The organism is Holdemanella porci (assembly GCF_019052655.1).
GTDB classification, from domain to species: Bacteria; Bacillota_I; Bacilli_A; order Erysipelotrichales; family Erysipelotrichaceae; genus Holdemanella; species Holdemanella hominis.
On record NZ_JAHQVB010000042.1, the window covers coordinates 1 to 18,103 of the forward strand.

Below are 18,103 nucleotides of genomic sequence, written 5' to 3' on the forward strand. Positions count from 1 at the left end.
AATGAGCCAAAGGACAAGTATGATAAGGTGTTAAAATTTATTGAAATGGCAGTTTTATCGCCAAAAAAAGTGCGATATCGGGATGCAATGAGCTCTAAACATAGTAAATAAGCGAATGATTACCACCCATTTGCAAAAGAGGAGCTTTTTGTTTTTTAGTAGAATGAGTTGAGTTATAGTGAAAGGGTTATATTATGTCTAGAATTGGAACTTTAAAAATTACGATTGAATTTGTATTTTTTATGTTTATTATACAATTTTCTGGATACGATTTGGAAACGTGTTGGAAATTATGTATATTATATTTTTTAATGCAATTATTGATTGGAAGATATCAAGGAAAAGTTTTATTAATGTATGATGAAATACGATTAATCATATTAAGTCATATTGGCTTTTTTATAGGTAGTTTTCTTGTTTTTCCAATTAGTACTTGGACGATTAAGAAATTCTTCGGATTCGTTTTATTAACTTGTGTTTTATTTGTATTTGCAGGATGTAACTCTAGATATTCTCATAAAATATTTAGAAAATGGTTTAAACATAATACTTTAATTGTTGGTATCGGTCATACAGCTGAGCAACTAGAATATGTATGTAGAGGTAATGGATATTCATTATTGGATGTGGTTGGATTTGTGAATTGTAATAAATCAAACAGAATTAAGTATGTTCAACAAGAGCAAATTGTAGATATAAATAAAACATATGATTTAGATTCAATTTGTTCCGTAATTAAAGAAAAAGATATTGATACAGTATTGATTGCTATTCCTGAATTAGATCGTGATGATTTGAATGCGATATTTGAAGTGTTTAAAAATAAAGTTGCAGTAATTAAATATTTACCTCAAGTTAATGGCTTAGTAACTTTTGATACAAAGGTAGAAGATTTTGATGGGATCTTAATGATATCAAATTCTCGAGGCTTAGAACATTTCTTATCTTATGCATTAAAACGAATTATTGACATTTGTGCCGGACTATGTGGTTTATTATTATTAATACCATTGACAATCTTTGTCTTCATTAAAAATCGCAAAGAAGGAGATAAAGGTCCTATTTTCTTTACGCAGAATCGAATTGGTAAAAATGGAAAAGAATTTAAAATGTTTAAATATCGTACAATGGTATTCGGTGCGGATAAGATTCTTGAAGAGTTAATGGAAAAGGATCCTGCAATTAGAGAGGAATATACAAAAAATAAAAAATTAGTGAATGATCCACGTATTACAAGTGCAGGAAAATTCATGCGTGAAAAGAGTTTGGATGAGTTTCCACAATTTATTAATGTATTGTTAGGTCAAATGTCTTTAATTGGACCTCGCCCATATTTACCAAGAGAAAAAGAGGATATGGGAGACTATTATTATGATGTCATCGCATGTAAACCTGGTATTACTGGAATGTGGCAAAGTCATGGAAGAAGTGAGGTAGATTTTGATCACCGTTTATTATTAGATGAATATTATTATCGTAACTGGTCATTTTGGTTGGATATTACTTTATTATTTAAAACAGTGAAACAAGTTCTTTATGGCGAAGGTGCCGTGTAATTCAAAGCTTGAGAGCTTTTTGTATTTGTTGTATTATATTTACCGTATAGGAGATTTTTATTATGAAAAAAAATAAAAAACAAAGTAATATAGGAAAAGTATTTGGGATTATTTTTTCAATTGTAATGATTGCTGCAACAATGTATTTGTTGTTTAACATTATTAAATTGAATGTATTGCCTACAAAACTATTGTTTTTAATGACAATTGTATTTGTATTATTAGATTTAATTTTTATCTTATTGTTGTGCTTCGCAACAAAGGGTGTTGTATCTAAAATCATTTGTATTATTTTCGCTTTGTCAATTTCATTGGGATCTTGTTTAGGCGGATATTATATGTCAAAGACTGGTGGACTACTTTCAAGTATGACGAATGTTGCTAAACATTCTAAAAATACAGTGAGTGTTGTAGTTAAAGAATCCAGTGAAATGAAAAAGAAAACGGATCTTACTGGTCATAGTGTAGGTACTTTGGCAAATATTAATACTGTTGGTTCTAAAAAGATTTTAAAGGAATTGACTAATTCTGGAATACAAATGGAACAAAAAGAATTCGGTAGTATGACTGAAATGCTTGAATCATTCTATAATGGTGAAGTAGATTCTATTGTTATTAGTGAGTCTAGTCGTAGCCAAATTACGGATATGGAAACTTATGCAAACTTTGATAGTAATACTCGAGTTGTTTACCAGACTTCTTATAAAGTAGAAAATACAGATAAAGCGAAAGCTGTTAGTAATATTACAAATACGCCATTCAATGTATTGATTTCAGGATCAGATACTCGTGGTGGATATGACGAAAATGGACGTAGTGATGTTATTATGGTCGCTACTGTAAATCCTAAAACTGGAACAATTTTATTAACATCAGTTCCTCGTGACTTTTATGTCGAAACAGCTTGTGATGCGGCAGATGGATGTCAACAGGGTGCATTAGATAAGATTACGCATACGGGTGTTCATGGAACTAACACAACAAAGCGTACTGTAGAGAAACTTTTAGGTATTGAAATTAACTATACATTTAAAGTAGGTTTCGATACGGTAACAGATATTGTTGACGCTGTAGGTGGTATTGATGTAAATGTTGAACCAGGTTATGAATGCAGTAATTTTATGCATGCTCCTGGATTAAGTGTACATGCTGGTGTGAATCACTTAAATGGGGAACAAGCGTTAGGATATGCTCGTGAGCGTTATGCTTACAGTGAAGGAGATCGTCAACGTACTAAGAATCAACAACAAGTTTTAATGGGTATTGTTGATAAGATTACAAGTCCTGCAATTGTTACTAACTATGCCTCTATTATGGATAGTATGTCAAATACATTCTCAACAACTATGTCAAATGATGAAATTTCATCATTGATTAAATATCAATTAAATAGTAATCCAAAATGGAAAATGGAACAATATATGGTAAATGGTACTGGAGATACATTAATGTGTGCTGAGCTTGGTGATGCAGCTTATGTAATGGTTCCAGATCAAAGTACTGTAACAACGGCTAAAAATAAAATCAATGCTGTTCTTGCTGGTAAATCAGCGGATGATGTAGAGTAAGGATATATTCCTTGCTCTTTTTTTGTTTTGTAGGTGTATAATTTCATTGTGAGGTGTTGTTTATTATGGAAACTGCAGATTATATACAAAATAGAATTCATACGAATATTCGTAAGTTTGAAGAACTAAGCAAGAAGTATCATAGATGTCATATAGGATTGCTTGTTTCTACTTTTTGTTGTTTTACTGGTGCTCTTATCTTGAATGTTATTTATTTGCTTGTTCCAGTTGTTTGGTTAATACTAGCTTCTTGTGTATTGGTATTAGCTGGATTGTTTCTGTTATTCTTTGATGTATTAAATGATTATTCATCGAAGGCATTGGAATATAAGTATAAGGCTGATTTATTGAACTATGAAAAGAACTTGTATGAAGCAAAACAGGGTGGATTTAAAGGTTTTGCATTTCGTTGTGAAAGGTTCATGTAATCTCGCACTCTTTGTGTGAATTTGCCAACTCATGGTCATTTATTATATAATAAATAAATGTGAGCTACAAAAAGAGTTTATAGGAGATTTTGTTATGTCTAAAAAGGATGTAAAACTTTCACAGAATGTGAAAAAGAAAAAGAAGAAAAATAAGCGTCCTATCAGTAAGTTTTTAACTGTATTTATGTTTATTGCGTTGGGTGCATTTATTTTTCAAATGATTCGTTTGAATTTATTGCCTTTTAAATTAATAATATTAGTTTCATTGGTGTTTATACTATTAGCTTTAATTCTGACTATTTTAATGAGGGTTAAGGCTAAGAAGTTCTTTAGTCGTTTTCTATTTGGGTTGATATCTTTATGCATGTGTATTGGTCTTGCGTATGGCAATTATTTCTTATTTAAGACAAAGGATACGTTTGATGTCGTAACAAGCCTTGCGGATAGTAAGGCAACAACTACTTCGATTGTTGTTAAGAAAGCTTCTTCAATCAAGAACGAGAATAATTTGAAGAAAAAGACAATTGGTACAATGTTGAGTGTGGATAAGAAAGCTACTAAGCGTATGTTGGATTCTTTAGATAAGAAGAAAATATCTTATAAGACAAAGGATTATGATTCATTAGATGATTTAATGACGGCTTTCTATGATGATAAAGTCGATGCGATTTGTTTAAATGAAAAGTATCGTGATATTCTACATGAGAGTGAGGCGTATTTTAATTTTCAAACGGATTCGAAAACAATTTACCAAAATGTAGAATATACAAAAGTAGACAAGACAGATAACCCGAGTGATCCTGTTAAAAATATTACTAAAGATGCGTTTACTATTTTAGTGAGTGGCAACGATTCTTATGGATCTTTACAGGATAGTAATACGCGTAGTGATGCGAATATGTTGTTGACGGTAAATCCTAAAACAGGTCGTATTTTAATGACGAGTATCCCTCGTGATTATTATGTTGACTTAGTATGTGATGAAACTGGGGATAATGCTTGTCCTGAAGATAGTAAGGATAAATTAACGCATTCTGGTTTAATGGGTGTGAAGTGTACGGAAAGAACGATTGAAAAAGCATTGGGTATAAAAATCAATTATAATATTCGTATTAACTTCTCTAGTGTAGTAAACTTAGTTGATGCACTGGATGGAATTGATTTGGATATTCAAAAGGGTGAAGAAGTTGATATTCTATATGCGAATGGACAACCTGGTTTAAGTGTTGGTCAACATCATGTAGATGGTGAAACGGCATTAGCCTTTGCGCGTGAAAGACATGCCTATTTGGATGGTGATAATCAGCGTGTTCGTAACCAACAGAAAGTATTTAAAGCTATTATCAAACGTATTATTTCACCTAAGATGATCACAAACTATGGTAAGTTTATGGATGCATTGGCTGTAGCTTTTGATACAAACTTATCGAATGATGAAATCAGTGATTTTATCAAGTATGAATTGAATAATATGCCGGATTGGAAATTTGAATCATATTCACTTGTGGGGGATTCAGATTCTAGATTCTGTTATGCTTCTTCAGGCTATGCTTCAGTCATTGTTCAAAATGAAGAAATGAATGAAATCGCAAGAAGGAAGATTCAAGCTATTTTGGATGGTAAAAAGGCATCTTCTGTAAAAGATACTTCTGGTTTTTCTCAAAAACCGAGTGAAGATAATTCAGTAGGCAATGCTCAAGAGTTTGCTGAGATGAATAACAATAGTGAAGAAACAGATGAAGATTATTATACGTATGAAGAGCCTTATTATGAGGAAAATGATGAATATTACTATCAGCCAGAAGAACCTGCAGAATATTATTATTCTGAGGATTATGCAGGATAGAATACCACTAGCCATTTCGTAAAGAGATGGCTTTTTTACTTTTTATATGTTTTAAGTTATAATAAAGAAATGTAAAAGAGGTTTTTAACATATGAATAGTTTATACAAATCAAATATATACCAAAAATATAGAGGAATTCTAATATCACTCATTGATGTATGTATTGTCATGTTCTCTTATTTAGTGGCATACATGATTCAAAATAATTTCTTTATTAATGAGAAAACAATCGCTCTGACAAAGATGTTAAGTCTTGGATTAATATTCATGTTGCTTCTACACTTTATTGTTCTACGATTGTTTAAAACACAAATGTCATTATGGACATATACAGGGCCAAATGAAATTATACGTACATTTTTAAGTTGTTTTGTGTGTTTTTTAATCATGTCTTATTTCGTTATAAAAGTTGATCTATTTAGTATAGAATTAATCGCACTAGCTGAATTGTTATGTTTTATATTTCTTTTAGGGGCAAGAATGCTATATAGAATGGCAAGACGCTATATAGTCGATGTGGACAGAGTGGATAATTGTTTGATTGTAGGAGCTGGTAATGGTGGATATTTATTGATGAATGAAATTTATCATAATATGGCCTATCCATACAATGTGATTGGTTTCTTGGATGACTTTAAGAAAAAGGGGACTATGCTAAGTGGTAAACCAGTACTTGGAACGATTTCTGAAGTAGAGCGTATTTGTCAAGAGAACAATGTTCATTGTATCTTTATTACAATTTCTTCTGTGAGTGACGAAAGAAAACAAGAAATCTTAGATTTATGTACATCCACTTCTATTCCAACAAAAATCATGCATATCTTTGTTGGAAATGACGAGAGTAATCATATTTCATTTGAAGATATTGATATCAAGGATTTATTAAACCGTCCTAGCATTGACTTAAAAGTTGATCAGATTGGTTCTTATCTTACGAATAAAGTAATTTGTGTTACCGGAGCCGGTGGATCTATTGGTTCTGAATTGTGTCGTCAAATTATTCATTTCAATCCTTCTAAATTGATTATGGTGGATATTAATGAAAATGCACTATATATGCTTAAACAAGAATTCTTAGTTATGAAACGAAAGAAACAGATGAATGATTCTATTCAACTAGAATCTTTAATTGTTTCCATTCGTGAAAGAGAAGAAATTTATAAGCTTATGATAAACTACAACCCGGATGTAGTTTATCATGCGGCAGCACATAAACACGTACCTTTAATGGAAGATCGTCCTACAGAAGCTATTAGAAATAATATCTTTGGAACAAAGAATGTGATAGATGCTTGTTGCGACTGTGGTATATCTCGTTTTATTATGATTTCAACAGATAAAGCGGTAAATCCAACAAACGTAATGGGTGCTACTAAGCGTATGACAGAAATGTATATGCAATCAAGAAATACTAAGGGTGGTATTCATATGGCTGCTGTACGTTTTGGTAATGTGTTAGGATCTAATGGTTCTGTTATTCCTATCTTTAAAGAACAAATTAAAAATGGCGGTCCAGTCACTGTAACACACAAAGACATTAAACGTTACTTTATGACTATTCCAGAAGCAGCTCAATTAGTACTACAAGCAGGCTTCTATGCGAATGAAAGAGAAATCTTTGTATTAGATATGGGCAAACCAGTAAGAATTTGGGATTTAGCTGACAAAATGATTCGCTTGGCAGGACTTGTACCAGGAAGAGATATTGAAATTCAAGAAATTGGATTACGTCCTGGAGAAAAGATGTTTGAAGAATTAGCTCTAGAAATGGAAGAATGTCATAAGACAGACAACAATTTAATCTTTGTACACGAAAAGATGGATATTGATTCAAAAGAAGTAGATTCTAAATTAAATAAGCTCAAAGAATTAATGAATCAAACAGACGATAAACTTCAAATCAAAGAAGTATTAATGGACATGATCAAAGAATAGTTATTCAAGCTGGGGATAATCCTAGCTTGTTTTTGAATCTTAAGTTTTTCTTAAGTAGTTGTGTTAAGAAGGTATTCATCTTATAATTGAATTAATCGAGAGGAAGATTGAATATGTTTTGTAAAAATTGTGGGCACGAAATAAGTGATGATTCTAAATTTTGTTCAAATTGTGGAACAAAGGTAGAAGTCGATGGAGATATTGTTGTACCTGTTACAGTAGTAGATAAGACTGAAGAAGAAGTTAATGAATCTGAAGTTGATACAAATAATGAGGAATCAGTAAATGAGAATGAATCAACTACATCAGTCAAAGAATGGTACTATGTATCGAACAATGACTCTAAAGGATCATTCAGTATAGAAGAGATGAAGACTAAGATTACTTCTGGTGAAATCAATGGTAGTACTCTAGTTTGGAAGGCAAGTATGAAAGACTGGGAAAGACTAGAGAATACGGAATTAAATGAATTTATTTCTACATCGTCTTCAAATGATTGGTATTATGTAGAGAATAATGATTCTAAAGGTCCTTTTAGTGAATCAGACATGAAGGGATTTATTGATAGTGGTGTATTAACTGGAAATAGTTTTGTATGGAAAACAGGCATGCAAGATTGGCAAAGATTAAAAAATACCGAGCTTGCAGGTAATGAAAAAGTGCATGTAGAACCAAGTTTTTCATTTACTACTGGAATTGTAAAAGAAAAGAGTATTGGACTATGTGTAGTATTAAGTCTAGTTACTTGTTTCATTTATAGTATTTATTGGCTATATACAATTGCACATGACTTAAATGATTTATGTGAAAGTCAAAACCAAGAAAAAGGTGCTGAACCAGGACTTGTTGTTGTATTAAGCATTGTGACATGTGGAATCTACTTATTATACTACTTATGGAAGGCTGGTAAGATGGTATCTAGTCTTACAAGAAGTAATGGACATCATCCAAGTGATGATAGTATCGTTTTAATGGTATTATCTATACTTCAATTATCATTAGTATCCTTTTGCATCCTTCAGAGTCATATTAATGATTTCGCAAAAGACTAAATATTTAGGAATAGTTCTCTTACTATTCCTTCTTTTATTATTCTATAAATGCCCCTTTCAATTCATAACAGGATTGCCATGTCCAGGATGCAACATGAAAACAAGCCTGTATTATCTTCTTAAAGGAAATATTCAATTATCTTTGTATTACCATGCTCTATTAATACCAACACTAATTTGTGGCGTTCTATGCTTGTTAAAACCCGAGAAAAGAAAAATGATATTAATCATATGGTGTACACTCATGATTGTCTATTATATATACCGTATGATTCTTTATTTTCCAAATAGTCCAATGATCTATTCAAAAAATAATTTGATTTATTTATTATTTAGACACGCATAGTGTCAATTAATGGTGTAACTTAAAATTATAAAGGAGGACATACTTATGTCAAACATATATTTTACAGTTACAGGATTACATCATTATTATGGCGATTCATTTCTAGAAAAAGAAATGATTGTTTATTTAAAGAAAGAAAAAGATAATGAATATGATAAAGAAGCCATTAGTGTAAATCTTGCAGGACTAGGAAAGATTGGTTATGTAGCCAATAGTCCTTATACAGTACTTGGAGAAAGCTATAGTGCTGGAAGATTGTATGATAAGATTAGTGAAGAAGCGAGTGGTAAGGTTAAATTCATATTAGACAAAGGAATCATTTGTGAACTTATTGAATAAATGTTTCCTTCGGCTAATTCATGTACAAGTACAAACTGGGTTTACTTGGATGTATGGCTGGACTCAATCAATTATTTGTTGGATTTAAAGGAACGTTAACCGGGCAATTTGTTTGCCAAGAATTAAAAACGTTGTAGGTTTATAAGTTTATTACTATACAAATGATAGAGTGTCTTGTAAAATTGATTTGTGGTAGATACATAAGATTTGATTGTTCCAATAGAAGTAAAGCTAAGAGTTTAAAAACGTATTATGAAAAGTTTAAGCCAGATCCTCGCACATGTACTTTAATGTAGAACTATAAAAAAAAGAAGATTGGTTAGTCAATATTCCTTTGTATATGATTTAAGAAATCGCAAATTTATAATGTACTTTTATAAAATTAAAAGTATCAGCACTAATAATTTTCTCATATCTATATTTACTGTTATTGAGTTAGATGCTTGAAAAATAGAAAAATGTATAAAGTGTCGGTTTAAATAAAACAGAGAAAAAAGTAATTTCATTATTAATAGAGAACTCTTTGTACACTTTTGGTGAAATAGCATTAAAAATCGTCTTAACAAAACGAACGATAGAACAAATCGGATCGAAATGTATAGGTTAATAGATAGTGATAAAATAGACAAGCTTAATTTTTAATGCAAATTAAATAAGTGTATGATATGTATCAGTTAAAAATATCATGGAAATGAGGATGATAATGTGAAAATAGAGGTAGTGTATAAAGGTTGTGGAGAAGAGTTACAAAATTTTATTTTTGAATATTGTGAAACAACAACTTTAGCAGATTTATTAAATGAACTAGGATTGAATCCTTTGGATTGTATTGATAAAGAAAACAATTTATGTCATTATACGCGAGGAGAAAATGTTTATTTAGCTGTTAAATATATTGTTAAGGATGGCATTGTAAAATGGATTGTGCCTGTTGAACAATGCACAATTGAAGAGTATTTAAATCAGTTTAATTTAACTTCAATTATATGGTATAAACCTGATGGAGTTGGAGCTTGCGGAATTGAAAGCTTTTGGAGTTTTTTGATTACTGTTATCAATGGTGCGTATACTACAATGGATTTTATTGTGACAATGGTTGATTCTTTTAATTTAGGAAAATCAGTAATTTCTTATATAAGCAAAAAATTTTTACATATACCAGATGGAGTTTTTCCACCTGTAGATAATGAATATGTCAACCAGTTTATTTGTGAAAAGAAGGTATGGTCAATTGATGTATTTATGTATGAATTTGATTTAGATGATAAAGAATTTGCTAGATTTTTACTTTATATAAATGGATACATATATGATGAATTAACAAATTTATATTTTTTTAGCAATGAATTACACATGCGTAATAAACGTAAATATAATGAGGCATTGCAAGAGTATTCAAATTCATTAAATGGAACGTTAGGATAAATATTGAAGGGGAAGGTAATAATATAATATTATATAATTAGTTATGATAACGGAATGACTAAGGAAGAGAGTAAAAAAATGAAAGGAGTTTTATAATGGCAATTCATCTACAAGAATTTGATATACACCGATTTAGAGGTATTCATAATCTTGAATTAAAAGATTTGAATCATATTAACATAATTACTGGTGATAATAATACTGGAAAAACGAGCTTATTAGAGAATATTAATTTTCTTAAAGGAATTGATAGTGTTCGAAATCTTGCATATTCTACGACTCGAAGTGTAAGAGGGATGGTTAGGACTAGTTTTTCAACATTTGAAAGAGTGAATTATTTGTTTCCGGTGGATGAAGAGGTAGTTTCCAAAATTGAATATAGTTTTAAATTAGAGAATAAGACACATAGTGTTAATCTTTTTAAAGAGAACTATTTTGAATTATTATCGGATAGCGAAGTGCGTAAGATGATGGGGTATAGTAATAAAGTTCGTGAATGTGATGAAATGATTGATACGGAGTTTATGAATTTAAAAATTGATTTAGATGGTCAAGAACTATTGAATGAAAAGTACTCTGAATATGATCGTTTTGCTACAAATGGAAAACAGGAAACGAAATTAATTAATACCACTTTAGTATCGTCTTTTAAACATGTTTATGATGATTTTTATTTAAGTAAAGTCTTGAACAATGTGGAATTATATCAAGAGATGTTGGGCGTATTGATAGAATTTGATGAGGATATAATCGGTTTGAATGTGGATTCAAAAGGAAATTCAGCTTGGAGAAAAAGGTATATGATTCTTTCAAAAAATCATAAAGAAGCGATTCCTTTAGAATTGTATGGGGATGGTATGAAAAAAGCCATCTTATTAATGAGTGCAGTAATTGCATCAAAAAACGGAATTTTATTGATTGATGAGTTTGAAACTTCGATTCATACTTCAGCTATGAATAAAATATTTTCATGGATATTAAGTACAGCTGTAAAACTCAATATTCAATTGTTCATTACATCGCATAGTAAAGAGGCAATTGATAAAGTTTTAAAGTGTGATCCAACATTGCAAGATAAAATGAATCTTTACACTTTATATAAGAAGGATGATTCTACATTAACAAGAAAATTATCTTGCTATGAAGCAATTGAAGCCATGGATGATTATGATATTGAGGTACGATAATGAAATCTGTTATTTTATGTGAAGGCTTAACGGATTGCCTATTTATTCAATACTATCTTAAAACGGTGCATCATTGGCAAGATGGAAACTCCAGAGCTAACATTAAATTTATGCGTTGGAATCGAATCTTAAAAAAGAATGAGAATAATGTAATGATTGGCCATGATGGTAGTTGTAGTCGTTTAATTCCGATGTTAGAAAATGTTTTAAAAAGCAATTGGATGGGTTCTATAGAAGAAGCTTATAGAAAAATTGTGATTGTTACAGATCGAGATGATGATCATACGGAAACATATTTTTTAAATGAAATGAATCGAATCATCAGTGAACAACATGGAAAAATAGTCGATACAATAGTTAATAATGAATGGTGTAAAGTTTGCTTTATTAATTCTATTGAAGAAGAATTCACAGTTGAGTTTCTACTATTAGTTATTCCGCTATCTGAAAACGGTGCAATTGAAACGGTGTTATTAGATTCTATTGCTCAAAAAGATGCGTATGATAAAACAATTATTGACAAGAGTAAATCATTTGTAGATGAAATAGATCCAAAAGTTCTATATATGAAAAGGCGTAGAGATAAACTAAAAGCATGGTTTAATATTTATTTCTCAATTCGTGTACCTGAAGACTTCTATAGAGAAAGACAACACATTTTCAATAGTTTTCCCTGGGAAGAGAATGCATATATAAATACAATATTTTCTAAATTGAGTGAATTGTAGTAAGTATAATGTTAAAAGGGCACCCATACGTTTATGTATGAGTGCTTTTTACCATAATCAATATGGCGATCCCAATGAGTGTAGTATAACAATGATGAGTTGTTGACAAGAGGTTATTGCAGTAAAACTATTGTAAGCGTCAAATTTAAAGGTGGTACAAATAAACTGCTGACGAATATATAATAAAAATGGAGAATTTTAAAAAAAGATTGTAGAGTTACTGTTCTACAATCTTATCTAAACTATGAATGAATTCTACAACCATCTTACGCTTAATATCATCGATTTTAACGAGTTTATTTAACGCTTCAATTTCGTCTTCATTATCCAGACAAACGATTTCTCGTCTTAGTCTATCGATTTCGTCTTCTAAACGATTCTGTTCTTTAATATATTGTTCATGAACAGCTTTGATTTGATTGTATAATTGATTATCCATGTTTACACCGCTTTCTTTAATCATCATATAGTAAAGTAGAGAATAAAACAACTAATTTTTCAAAATGATTTGAGTTTTTACTTTTTCTTTGATAAACTAAATTCAAAGCGATGACAAGAAGGAGTAGTTTATGCCAATTCTATAGAGAGCAAGCGTTTGGTGAAAGCTTGTGTGTTGGATAAGTGAAGGTAGTCTTTGAGTTGAATTTATGAATTAAGAGTAGTAAATTTCGTGACACAGCGTTAATGTGAATGAGAATAAAATTAGGTGGTACCACGTCAAGCACGTCCTATGGGGATGTGCTTTTTTATATGTACGGAAAGGATGATTGTGGATGACGTTGGAAGCAAAGTATAATCATTTAGCAGTAGAAAATGATAAATACCAAAATTGGATTGAAAAAGGATATTTCACAGCGGGCGACTTGTCTAAACGCCCATATTGTATTGTGATCCCTCCACCAAACGTAACAGGAAAGTTACACTTAGGACATGCATGGGATACAACATTACAAGATATTTTATGTCGTTATAAAAGATTAAAAGGCTATGATGTATGTTGGGTAGCCGGAATGGACCATGCGGGTATTGCGACACAGGCAAAGGTAGATGCTCGTTTAAAATCAGAAGGAATTTCTCGCTATGACATTGGTCGTGAAAAATTCTTAGAAAGAGCTTGGGAATGGAAAGAAGAATATGCTTCGACTATTCGTAGCCAATGGGCTAAGTTAGGATTATCTTTAGACTATAGTCGTGAACGCTTTACATTAGACGAAGGATTATCTCAAGCCGTTCGTAAAGTCTTTGTAGATTTATACAATGATGGATTAATCTATCAAGGTGAAAGAATTATCAACTGGGACCCAGAAGCTAAAACTGCATTGTCAAACATCGAAGTTGAACACAAAGAAATCATGGGACACATGTACTACTTCAAGTATAAAGTGGTTGAAACAGGACAAGAATTAGTGATTGCGACAACACGTCCAGAAACTATGTTTGCCGACCAAGCTATCTTTGTACACCCAGATGACGAAAGATATAAAGACATCGTTGGAATGCACGCCATTAACCCTGCCAACGGAGACAAACTTCCAATCATGGCCGATGATTATATTGACATGAGTTTTGGTACAGCTGTTATGAAATGTACACCGGCCCATGACCCTAATGACTTTGCATTAGCTAAAAAATACAACCTACCAATGCCAATCTGTATGAATCCAGATGGAACAATGAATGATATGTGTGGTAAATATGCAGGTATGGATCGCTTTGAATGTCGTGAAGCCTTAGTTAACGACTTTAAAGAAGCGGGTGTTGTAGATCACATTGAAGAACACTTACACCAAGTAGGACACTCCGAAAGAACAGGCGTAATTGTAGAACCATACTTAAGTAAACAATGGTTTGTGAAGATGAAACCATTGGCTGAAGAAGTATTAAAGAACCAAGAAATCGAAGATCAAAGAATTAACTTCGTACCACCACGTTTCAATAAAACATTTGAACAATGGCTAGAAAACATTGAAGATTGGTGTATTTCTCGTCAGTTATGGTGGGGACACAGAATTCCAGCATGGACAAACAAAGAAACAGGTGAAATCTATGTAGGAATGGAAGATCCAAAAGATATTGAAAATTGGACACAAGATGAAGATGTATTAGATACATGGTTCTCAAGTGCATTATGGCCATTCTCAACACTTGGCTGGCCAGAAAATACAGCCGATCTAGAAAGATATTTCCCAAATGATGTATTAGTAACTGGATATGACATTATTTTCTTCTGGGTAGCACGTATGGCTTTCCAAACACGCTACTGCATGAAGAACCGTCCGTTCAAAGACGTATTGATCCACGGACTTGTACGTGATACACAAGGACGCAAGATGTCTAAATCATTAGGAAATGGTATTGATCCAATGGATGTGATTCAAGAAAAAGGTGCTGACGCACTACGCTTCTTCTTAACAACAAACTCAACACCAGGACAAGATCTACGTTTTGATGAAACGAAGATGGACGCAAGCTGGAACTTCATTAACAAGATCTGGAACGCAGCTCGTTATGTTCAAATGCAAATTGGTGACACAAAACCAGAACTAGACATGTCAAAAGCAAATAGCGTAGACAAATGGATTCTAGCACGCTTTAACGAAGTATTAGACCACGTTTCAACAAATATGGACAAATACGAATTAGCCATCGTAGGAAACGAACTATATAGCTTCGTATGGGACGACTTCTGCAGCTGGTATATTGAACTATCAAAAGCCACACTATACTCAGAAGACGAAAGCCTAGTAGCTAATACGAAAGCTGTACTATACACAGTCATGATGGGAATTCTAAAAGTATTATCACCATTCATGCCATTTGTGACAGAAGAAATCTATTTGAACTTGCCACACGAAAAAGCCAGCTTAAACGTAGAAACATGGCCAGAAAAAGTTGAATTCGAATACACAGATAAAGAAAAAGATGAAATGGCGTTAGTAATCAGTGCTATTCAAACTGTACGTGAAATCAAAGTCGAATACGCAATGAAACCAAGTGAAGACTTAACAATCTCACTACACAACGACAATGGCTATGTAGCACTAAATACAGAATCAACTGCCATCCTAGCACGCATGGCACACGCCACAGTCAAAGAAGACCTAAATACAGAAGACGTACTTTCTCGTACAATCGAAAAAGCTGTATTAACAGTCGCAATGGATGCACTAATTGACTTAGAAGAAGAAAAGGGAAAACTAGAAAAAGAAATTGCACGCCTAGAAAACGAAATCAAACGTTGTTCAGGTATGTTGAAAAATCCTGGATTCGTCAATAAAGCACCAGAAGCTAAAGTCAATGCAGAAAAAGAAAAACTAGCATCTTACACAGAAAAGCTAGAAATGACGAAAGCACAATTAGATAACATCCTTAAGAAATTAGGATAGTAATAGGGTAGAGGGATAAAATTATCGCCCCTCCCATTGAACTTATCCCGAATTATGTATTATCCCGAAAAACAGGTTTTCACTATAGAAAATCAAGTAAAATTCGGGATAATTTTTTTATAATGGCTTCAGGAGGTAATCATAATGAAAGTACTGATAACTGAAGCTATTAATTCAGCTATGAATGCATTTTTTGATGCATTAGGAAATGATACTTATAAAGAACAGTATCGTGAAACTCATTTCAATCCAATTCTAATAGAATATAAACGAGTTGGAGAAGATTATTATGACAGATCTGTTAACGAAGAGATTGAAAAAATATATCAATCTTACCTAGAAACAGGTCAATTTAGTAAAAGCACATTTAATAAACGTTTAAGAGGTCTGAAAATTCTTGAAGAAGTAGTAGAAACAGGACGTTTTGAATGGAAGTTTAAAATGTCAAACGATAACACAATTACTAATTTTTTTACCGATTCCATTGACCGCTATATTCAAACTAGAGATTTAAATCTTCGTAATATAAACTTCGAAAAAAAGACACTTGATAAATTCTCGAATTTTTTGATAGAAAATGGAATTTATACATATCAGGACATAACTTATGAGTGCATCATATCGTTCATAAAAATTGTATCTTTAGTTTCGCCTGGAACTATTGATAAAGTAGCTACTGCCTTATCTAAATATATGCGAAGTCTTGTTGATAATAATCTTGTTTTTGATGATATTTCACATCTGATAAAGGTGAATAGAGTGAAAAACGAAAAAATTAGAAAAGCCGCAGATGTAAACGACATTGCGAAGATTCTAGATACAGTTGATAGAAACAGTGCCATGGGTAAAAGAGATTACGCAATTATCGTATTAGCTTGCACTACAGGGATTAGAGCCGGAGATATCATTAATATTAGAATTTCTGATATTGATTGGAAAAATAAAGAAATCGTAATCATTCAAGGAAAGAACAATTCTTACTTAAAATTGCCGCTTAATGATAATATTTGTGGAGCATTAGCTGATTATGTTTTGAATGGAAGACCTTGCACTAAATCTGACAAGCTATTCATTAGATCTTTGGCTCCATTTCAAGGATTTAATAGTGGCGTATCGATAAATAATATTTTAAGAAGAAGAGCTATGAATGCAGGCGTAACGGTTGGTGGTAAAAATACAATACACGGGATTAGAAGAATGGTTGCGACAGAAATGATAAAGGCTAATCAATCTGTTTATACCGTATCTCAAATACTTGGCCATCAATCATTAAAATCAACTAGACAATATATTGATTTAGATGTAGAAGGTCTAAGAAAATGCACACTATGTTTTAATGATGTAATAGGTGATGAACGATGAAGTATTGCTGGGAATATACGGACGATTATCTTGAATATCGTAGTAGTCTTGGCTTAGACATCAGAAATCCAGGATACTATATAAAGGATTTTTCAAGATATCTTAGAAATACTTATCCAAATGAAATAATCATCACCAAGGAAATGGTTTTTCCTTGGTGCATCACAAGATCTAATGAAAAAAGCTATAGTTTCAAAACAAGGATGTCTAATCTCAGACAGTTTACTATATTTGTCTATTCGTTAGGTGTTTGTGAGTTTATTTTAGATACGAGTTTTACCCCTAAAACAGAACGATATGTTCCGTATATTTTCACTGACCAGGAACTTAGCGACTTATTTAATATAGCTATTAGAATTAGTATTCAAGATCCTAAATCATACAAGAAACTCGTTATATCTATTATCTATCGTTTGATTTTTTATTGTGGACTTAGGCCTAACGAAGGAAGAGAAATAATGATAAGTGACATCAATTTAAACAATCAAACGATTTTCATAAGAAAAAATAAAACACATAAGGAGAGAATCATACCGATATCTGATGATATTTCTGAAATGATCAAAGATTATATGAGAAAGGCTTCTTTATTTGAAATGAACAGCCCTTATCTGTTTAGTTCGCCTAAATTTGATTGTTATAAATCAACTTGGCTCAGAACAGAATTTTTAAAATTATGGGAAGAAGTTAAAGACCCATCTAATACAGCTAGAGTTAGAGTGTACGATTTACGGCATCGTTTTGCTACAACACTCATGATGAAATTTATTGATGAAGGAAAAGATTTAAATAATATATTGCCATATATGAGTTCCTATATGGGACATTCTAGTTTTGAAGAAACTGCATATTATATCCATTTATTACCCGATAGATTAAAAAATTCAAATGGTACTACGTCAAGAAAAAGGACTCATAAAATAGATAAATTTTAAATTCTAATG

The 18,103-nt window shown here is 31.7% G+C and carries 15 protein-coding genes and 1 other annotated feature; of the genes, 14 read left to right on the plus strand and 1 reads right to left on the minus strand.

Going from position 1 to position 18,103, the window contains the following annotated elements:
* The first annotated feature begins 194 nt into the window (after positions 1–194).
* The 11 genes from KTQ83_RS08145 to KTQ83_RS08195 all read left to right on the plus strand — a co-directional run bounded on the left by KTQ83_RS08145 (position 195) and on the right by KTQ83_RS08195 (position 12,411).
* Positions 195–1,556: an exopolysaccharide biosynthesis polyprenyl glycosylphosphotransferase gene (locus tag KTQ83_RS08145; RefSeq protein WP_217256129.1), complete on the plus strand. Its 1,362-nt coding sequence runs from the start codon at positions 195–197 to the stop codon at positions 1,554–1,556.
* A 62-nt stretch (positions 1,557–1,618) separates the two neighbouring features.
* A complete protein-coding gene (locus KTQ83_RS08150) occupies positions 1,619–3,124 on the plus strand; it encodes an LCP family protein (RefSeq protein WP_217256130.1) in 1,506 nt (501 codons plus the stop codon).
* Positions 3,125–3,189: 65 nt separating this feature from the next.
* On the plus strand, positions 3,190–3,552 hold the full coding sequence (locus KTQ83_RS08155) for a hypothetical protein (protein ID WP_117924607.1): 363 nt from the start codon (positions 3,190–3,192) through the stop codon (positions 3,550–3,552).
* A 94-nt stretch (positions 3,553–3,646) separates the two neighbouring features.
* Positions 3,647–5,398 (plus strand): LCP family protein, encoded by a 1,752-nt coding sequence (locus KTQ83_RS08160; protein WP_217256131.1) that lies wholly within the window; start codon positions 3,647–3,649, stop codon positions 5,396–5,398.
* 91 nt (positions 5,399–5,489) lie between these two features.
* On the plus strand, positions 5,490–7,334 hold the full coding sequence (locus tag KTQ83_RS08165; RefSeq protein WP_117924603.1) for a polysaccharide biosynthesis protein: 1,845 nt from the start codon (positions 5,490–5,492) through the stop codon (positions 7,332–7,334).
* Between the two features lie 113 nt (positions 7,335–7,447).
* Positions 7,448–8,386: a GYF domain-containing protein gene (locus tag KTQ83_RS08170; RefSeq protein WP_217256132.1), complete on the plus strand. Its 939-nt coding sequence runs from the start codon at positions 7,448–7,450 to the stop codon at positions 8,384–8,386.
* Complete coding sequence (locus KTQ83_RS12730; protein ID WP_217256133.1) at positions 8,367–8,732, plus strand: DUF2752 domain-containing protein; 366 nt, start codon at positions 8,367–8,369, stop codon at positions 8,730–8,732. The genes KTQ83_RS08170 and KTQ83_RS12730 overlap by 20 nt, the downstream gene beginning before the upstream one ends.
* Before the next feature lie 45 nt (positions 8,733–8,777).
* Complete coding sequence (locus KTQ83_RS08180; RefSeq protein WP_217256134.1) at positions 8,778–9,071, plus strand: HIRAN domain-containing protein; 294 nt, start codon at positions 8,778–8,780, stop codon at positions 9,069–9,071.
* A 705-nt stretch (positions 9,072–9,776) separates the two neighbouring features.
* Entirely contained in the window at positions 9,777–10,496 is a 720-nt protein-coding gene (locus KTQ83_RS08185; RefSeq protein WP_217256135.1) for a hypothetical protein, read from the plus strand.
* A 95-nt stretch (positions 10,497–10,591) separates the two neighbouring features.
* On the plus strand, positions 10,592–11,683 hold the full coding sequence (locus KTQ83_RS08190; protein ID WP_217256136.1) for an AAA family ATPase: 1,092 nt from the start codon (positions 10,592–10,594) through the stop codon (positions 11,681–11,683).
* Positions 11,683–12,411, plus strand: coding sequence for a DUF3226 domain-containing protein (locus KTQ83_RS08195; protein ID WP_117924592.1), 729 nt, complete (start codon positions 11,683–11,685; stop codon positions 12,409–12,411). Before KTQ83_RS08190 ends, KTQ83_RS08195 begins: the two co-directional genes overlap by 1 nt.
* 217 nt (positions 12,412–12,628) lie before the next feature.
* Here the strand turns inward: KTQ83_RS08195 and KTQ83_RS08200 are convergent, their stop codons facing one another.
* The gene (locus KTQ83_RS08200; protein ID WP_117572451.1) at positions 12,629–12,850 is read right to left on the minus strand and encodes a hypothetical protein; all 222 of its coding nucleotides are present in this window, start codon (positions 12,848–12,850) and stop codon (positions 12,629–12,631) included.
* A 101-nt stretch (positions 12,851–12,951) separates the two neighbouring features.
* Positions 12,952–13,145, plus strand: a binding site (T-box leader).
* 39 nt (positions 13,146–13,184) lie between these two features.
* Between KTQ83_RS08200 and KTQ83_RS08205 the strand changes: the two genes are divergently transcribed.
* The 3 genes from KTQ83_RS08205 to KTQ83_RS08215 all read left to right on the plus strand — a co-directional run bounded on the left by KTQ83_RS08205 (position 13,185) and on the right by KTQ83_RS08215 (position 18,094).
* Positions 13,185–15,797, plus strand: a complete 2,613-nt coding sequence (locus tag KTQ83_RS08205; RefSeq protein ID WP_186999792.1) for a valine--tRNA ligase — start codon at positions 13,185–13,187, stop codon at positions 15,795–15,797.
* A gap of 144 nt (positions 15,798–15,941) precedes the next feature.
* Entirely contained in the window at positions 15,942–17,159 is a 1,218-nt protein-coding gene (locus tag KTQ83_RS08210) for a tyrosine-type recombinase/integrase (protein WP_117926822.1), read from the plus strand.
* Positions 17,156–18,094, plus strand: coding sequence for a tyrosine-type recombinase/integrase (locus KTQ83_RS08215; protein WP_217285036.1), 939 nt, complete (start codon positions 17,156–17,158; stop codon positions 18,092–18,094). Before KTQ83_RS08210 ends, KTQ83_RS08215 begins: the two co-directional genes overlap by 4 nt.
* Positions 18,095–18,103 lie beyond the last annotated feature (9 nt).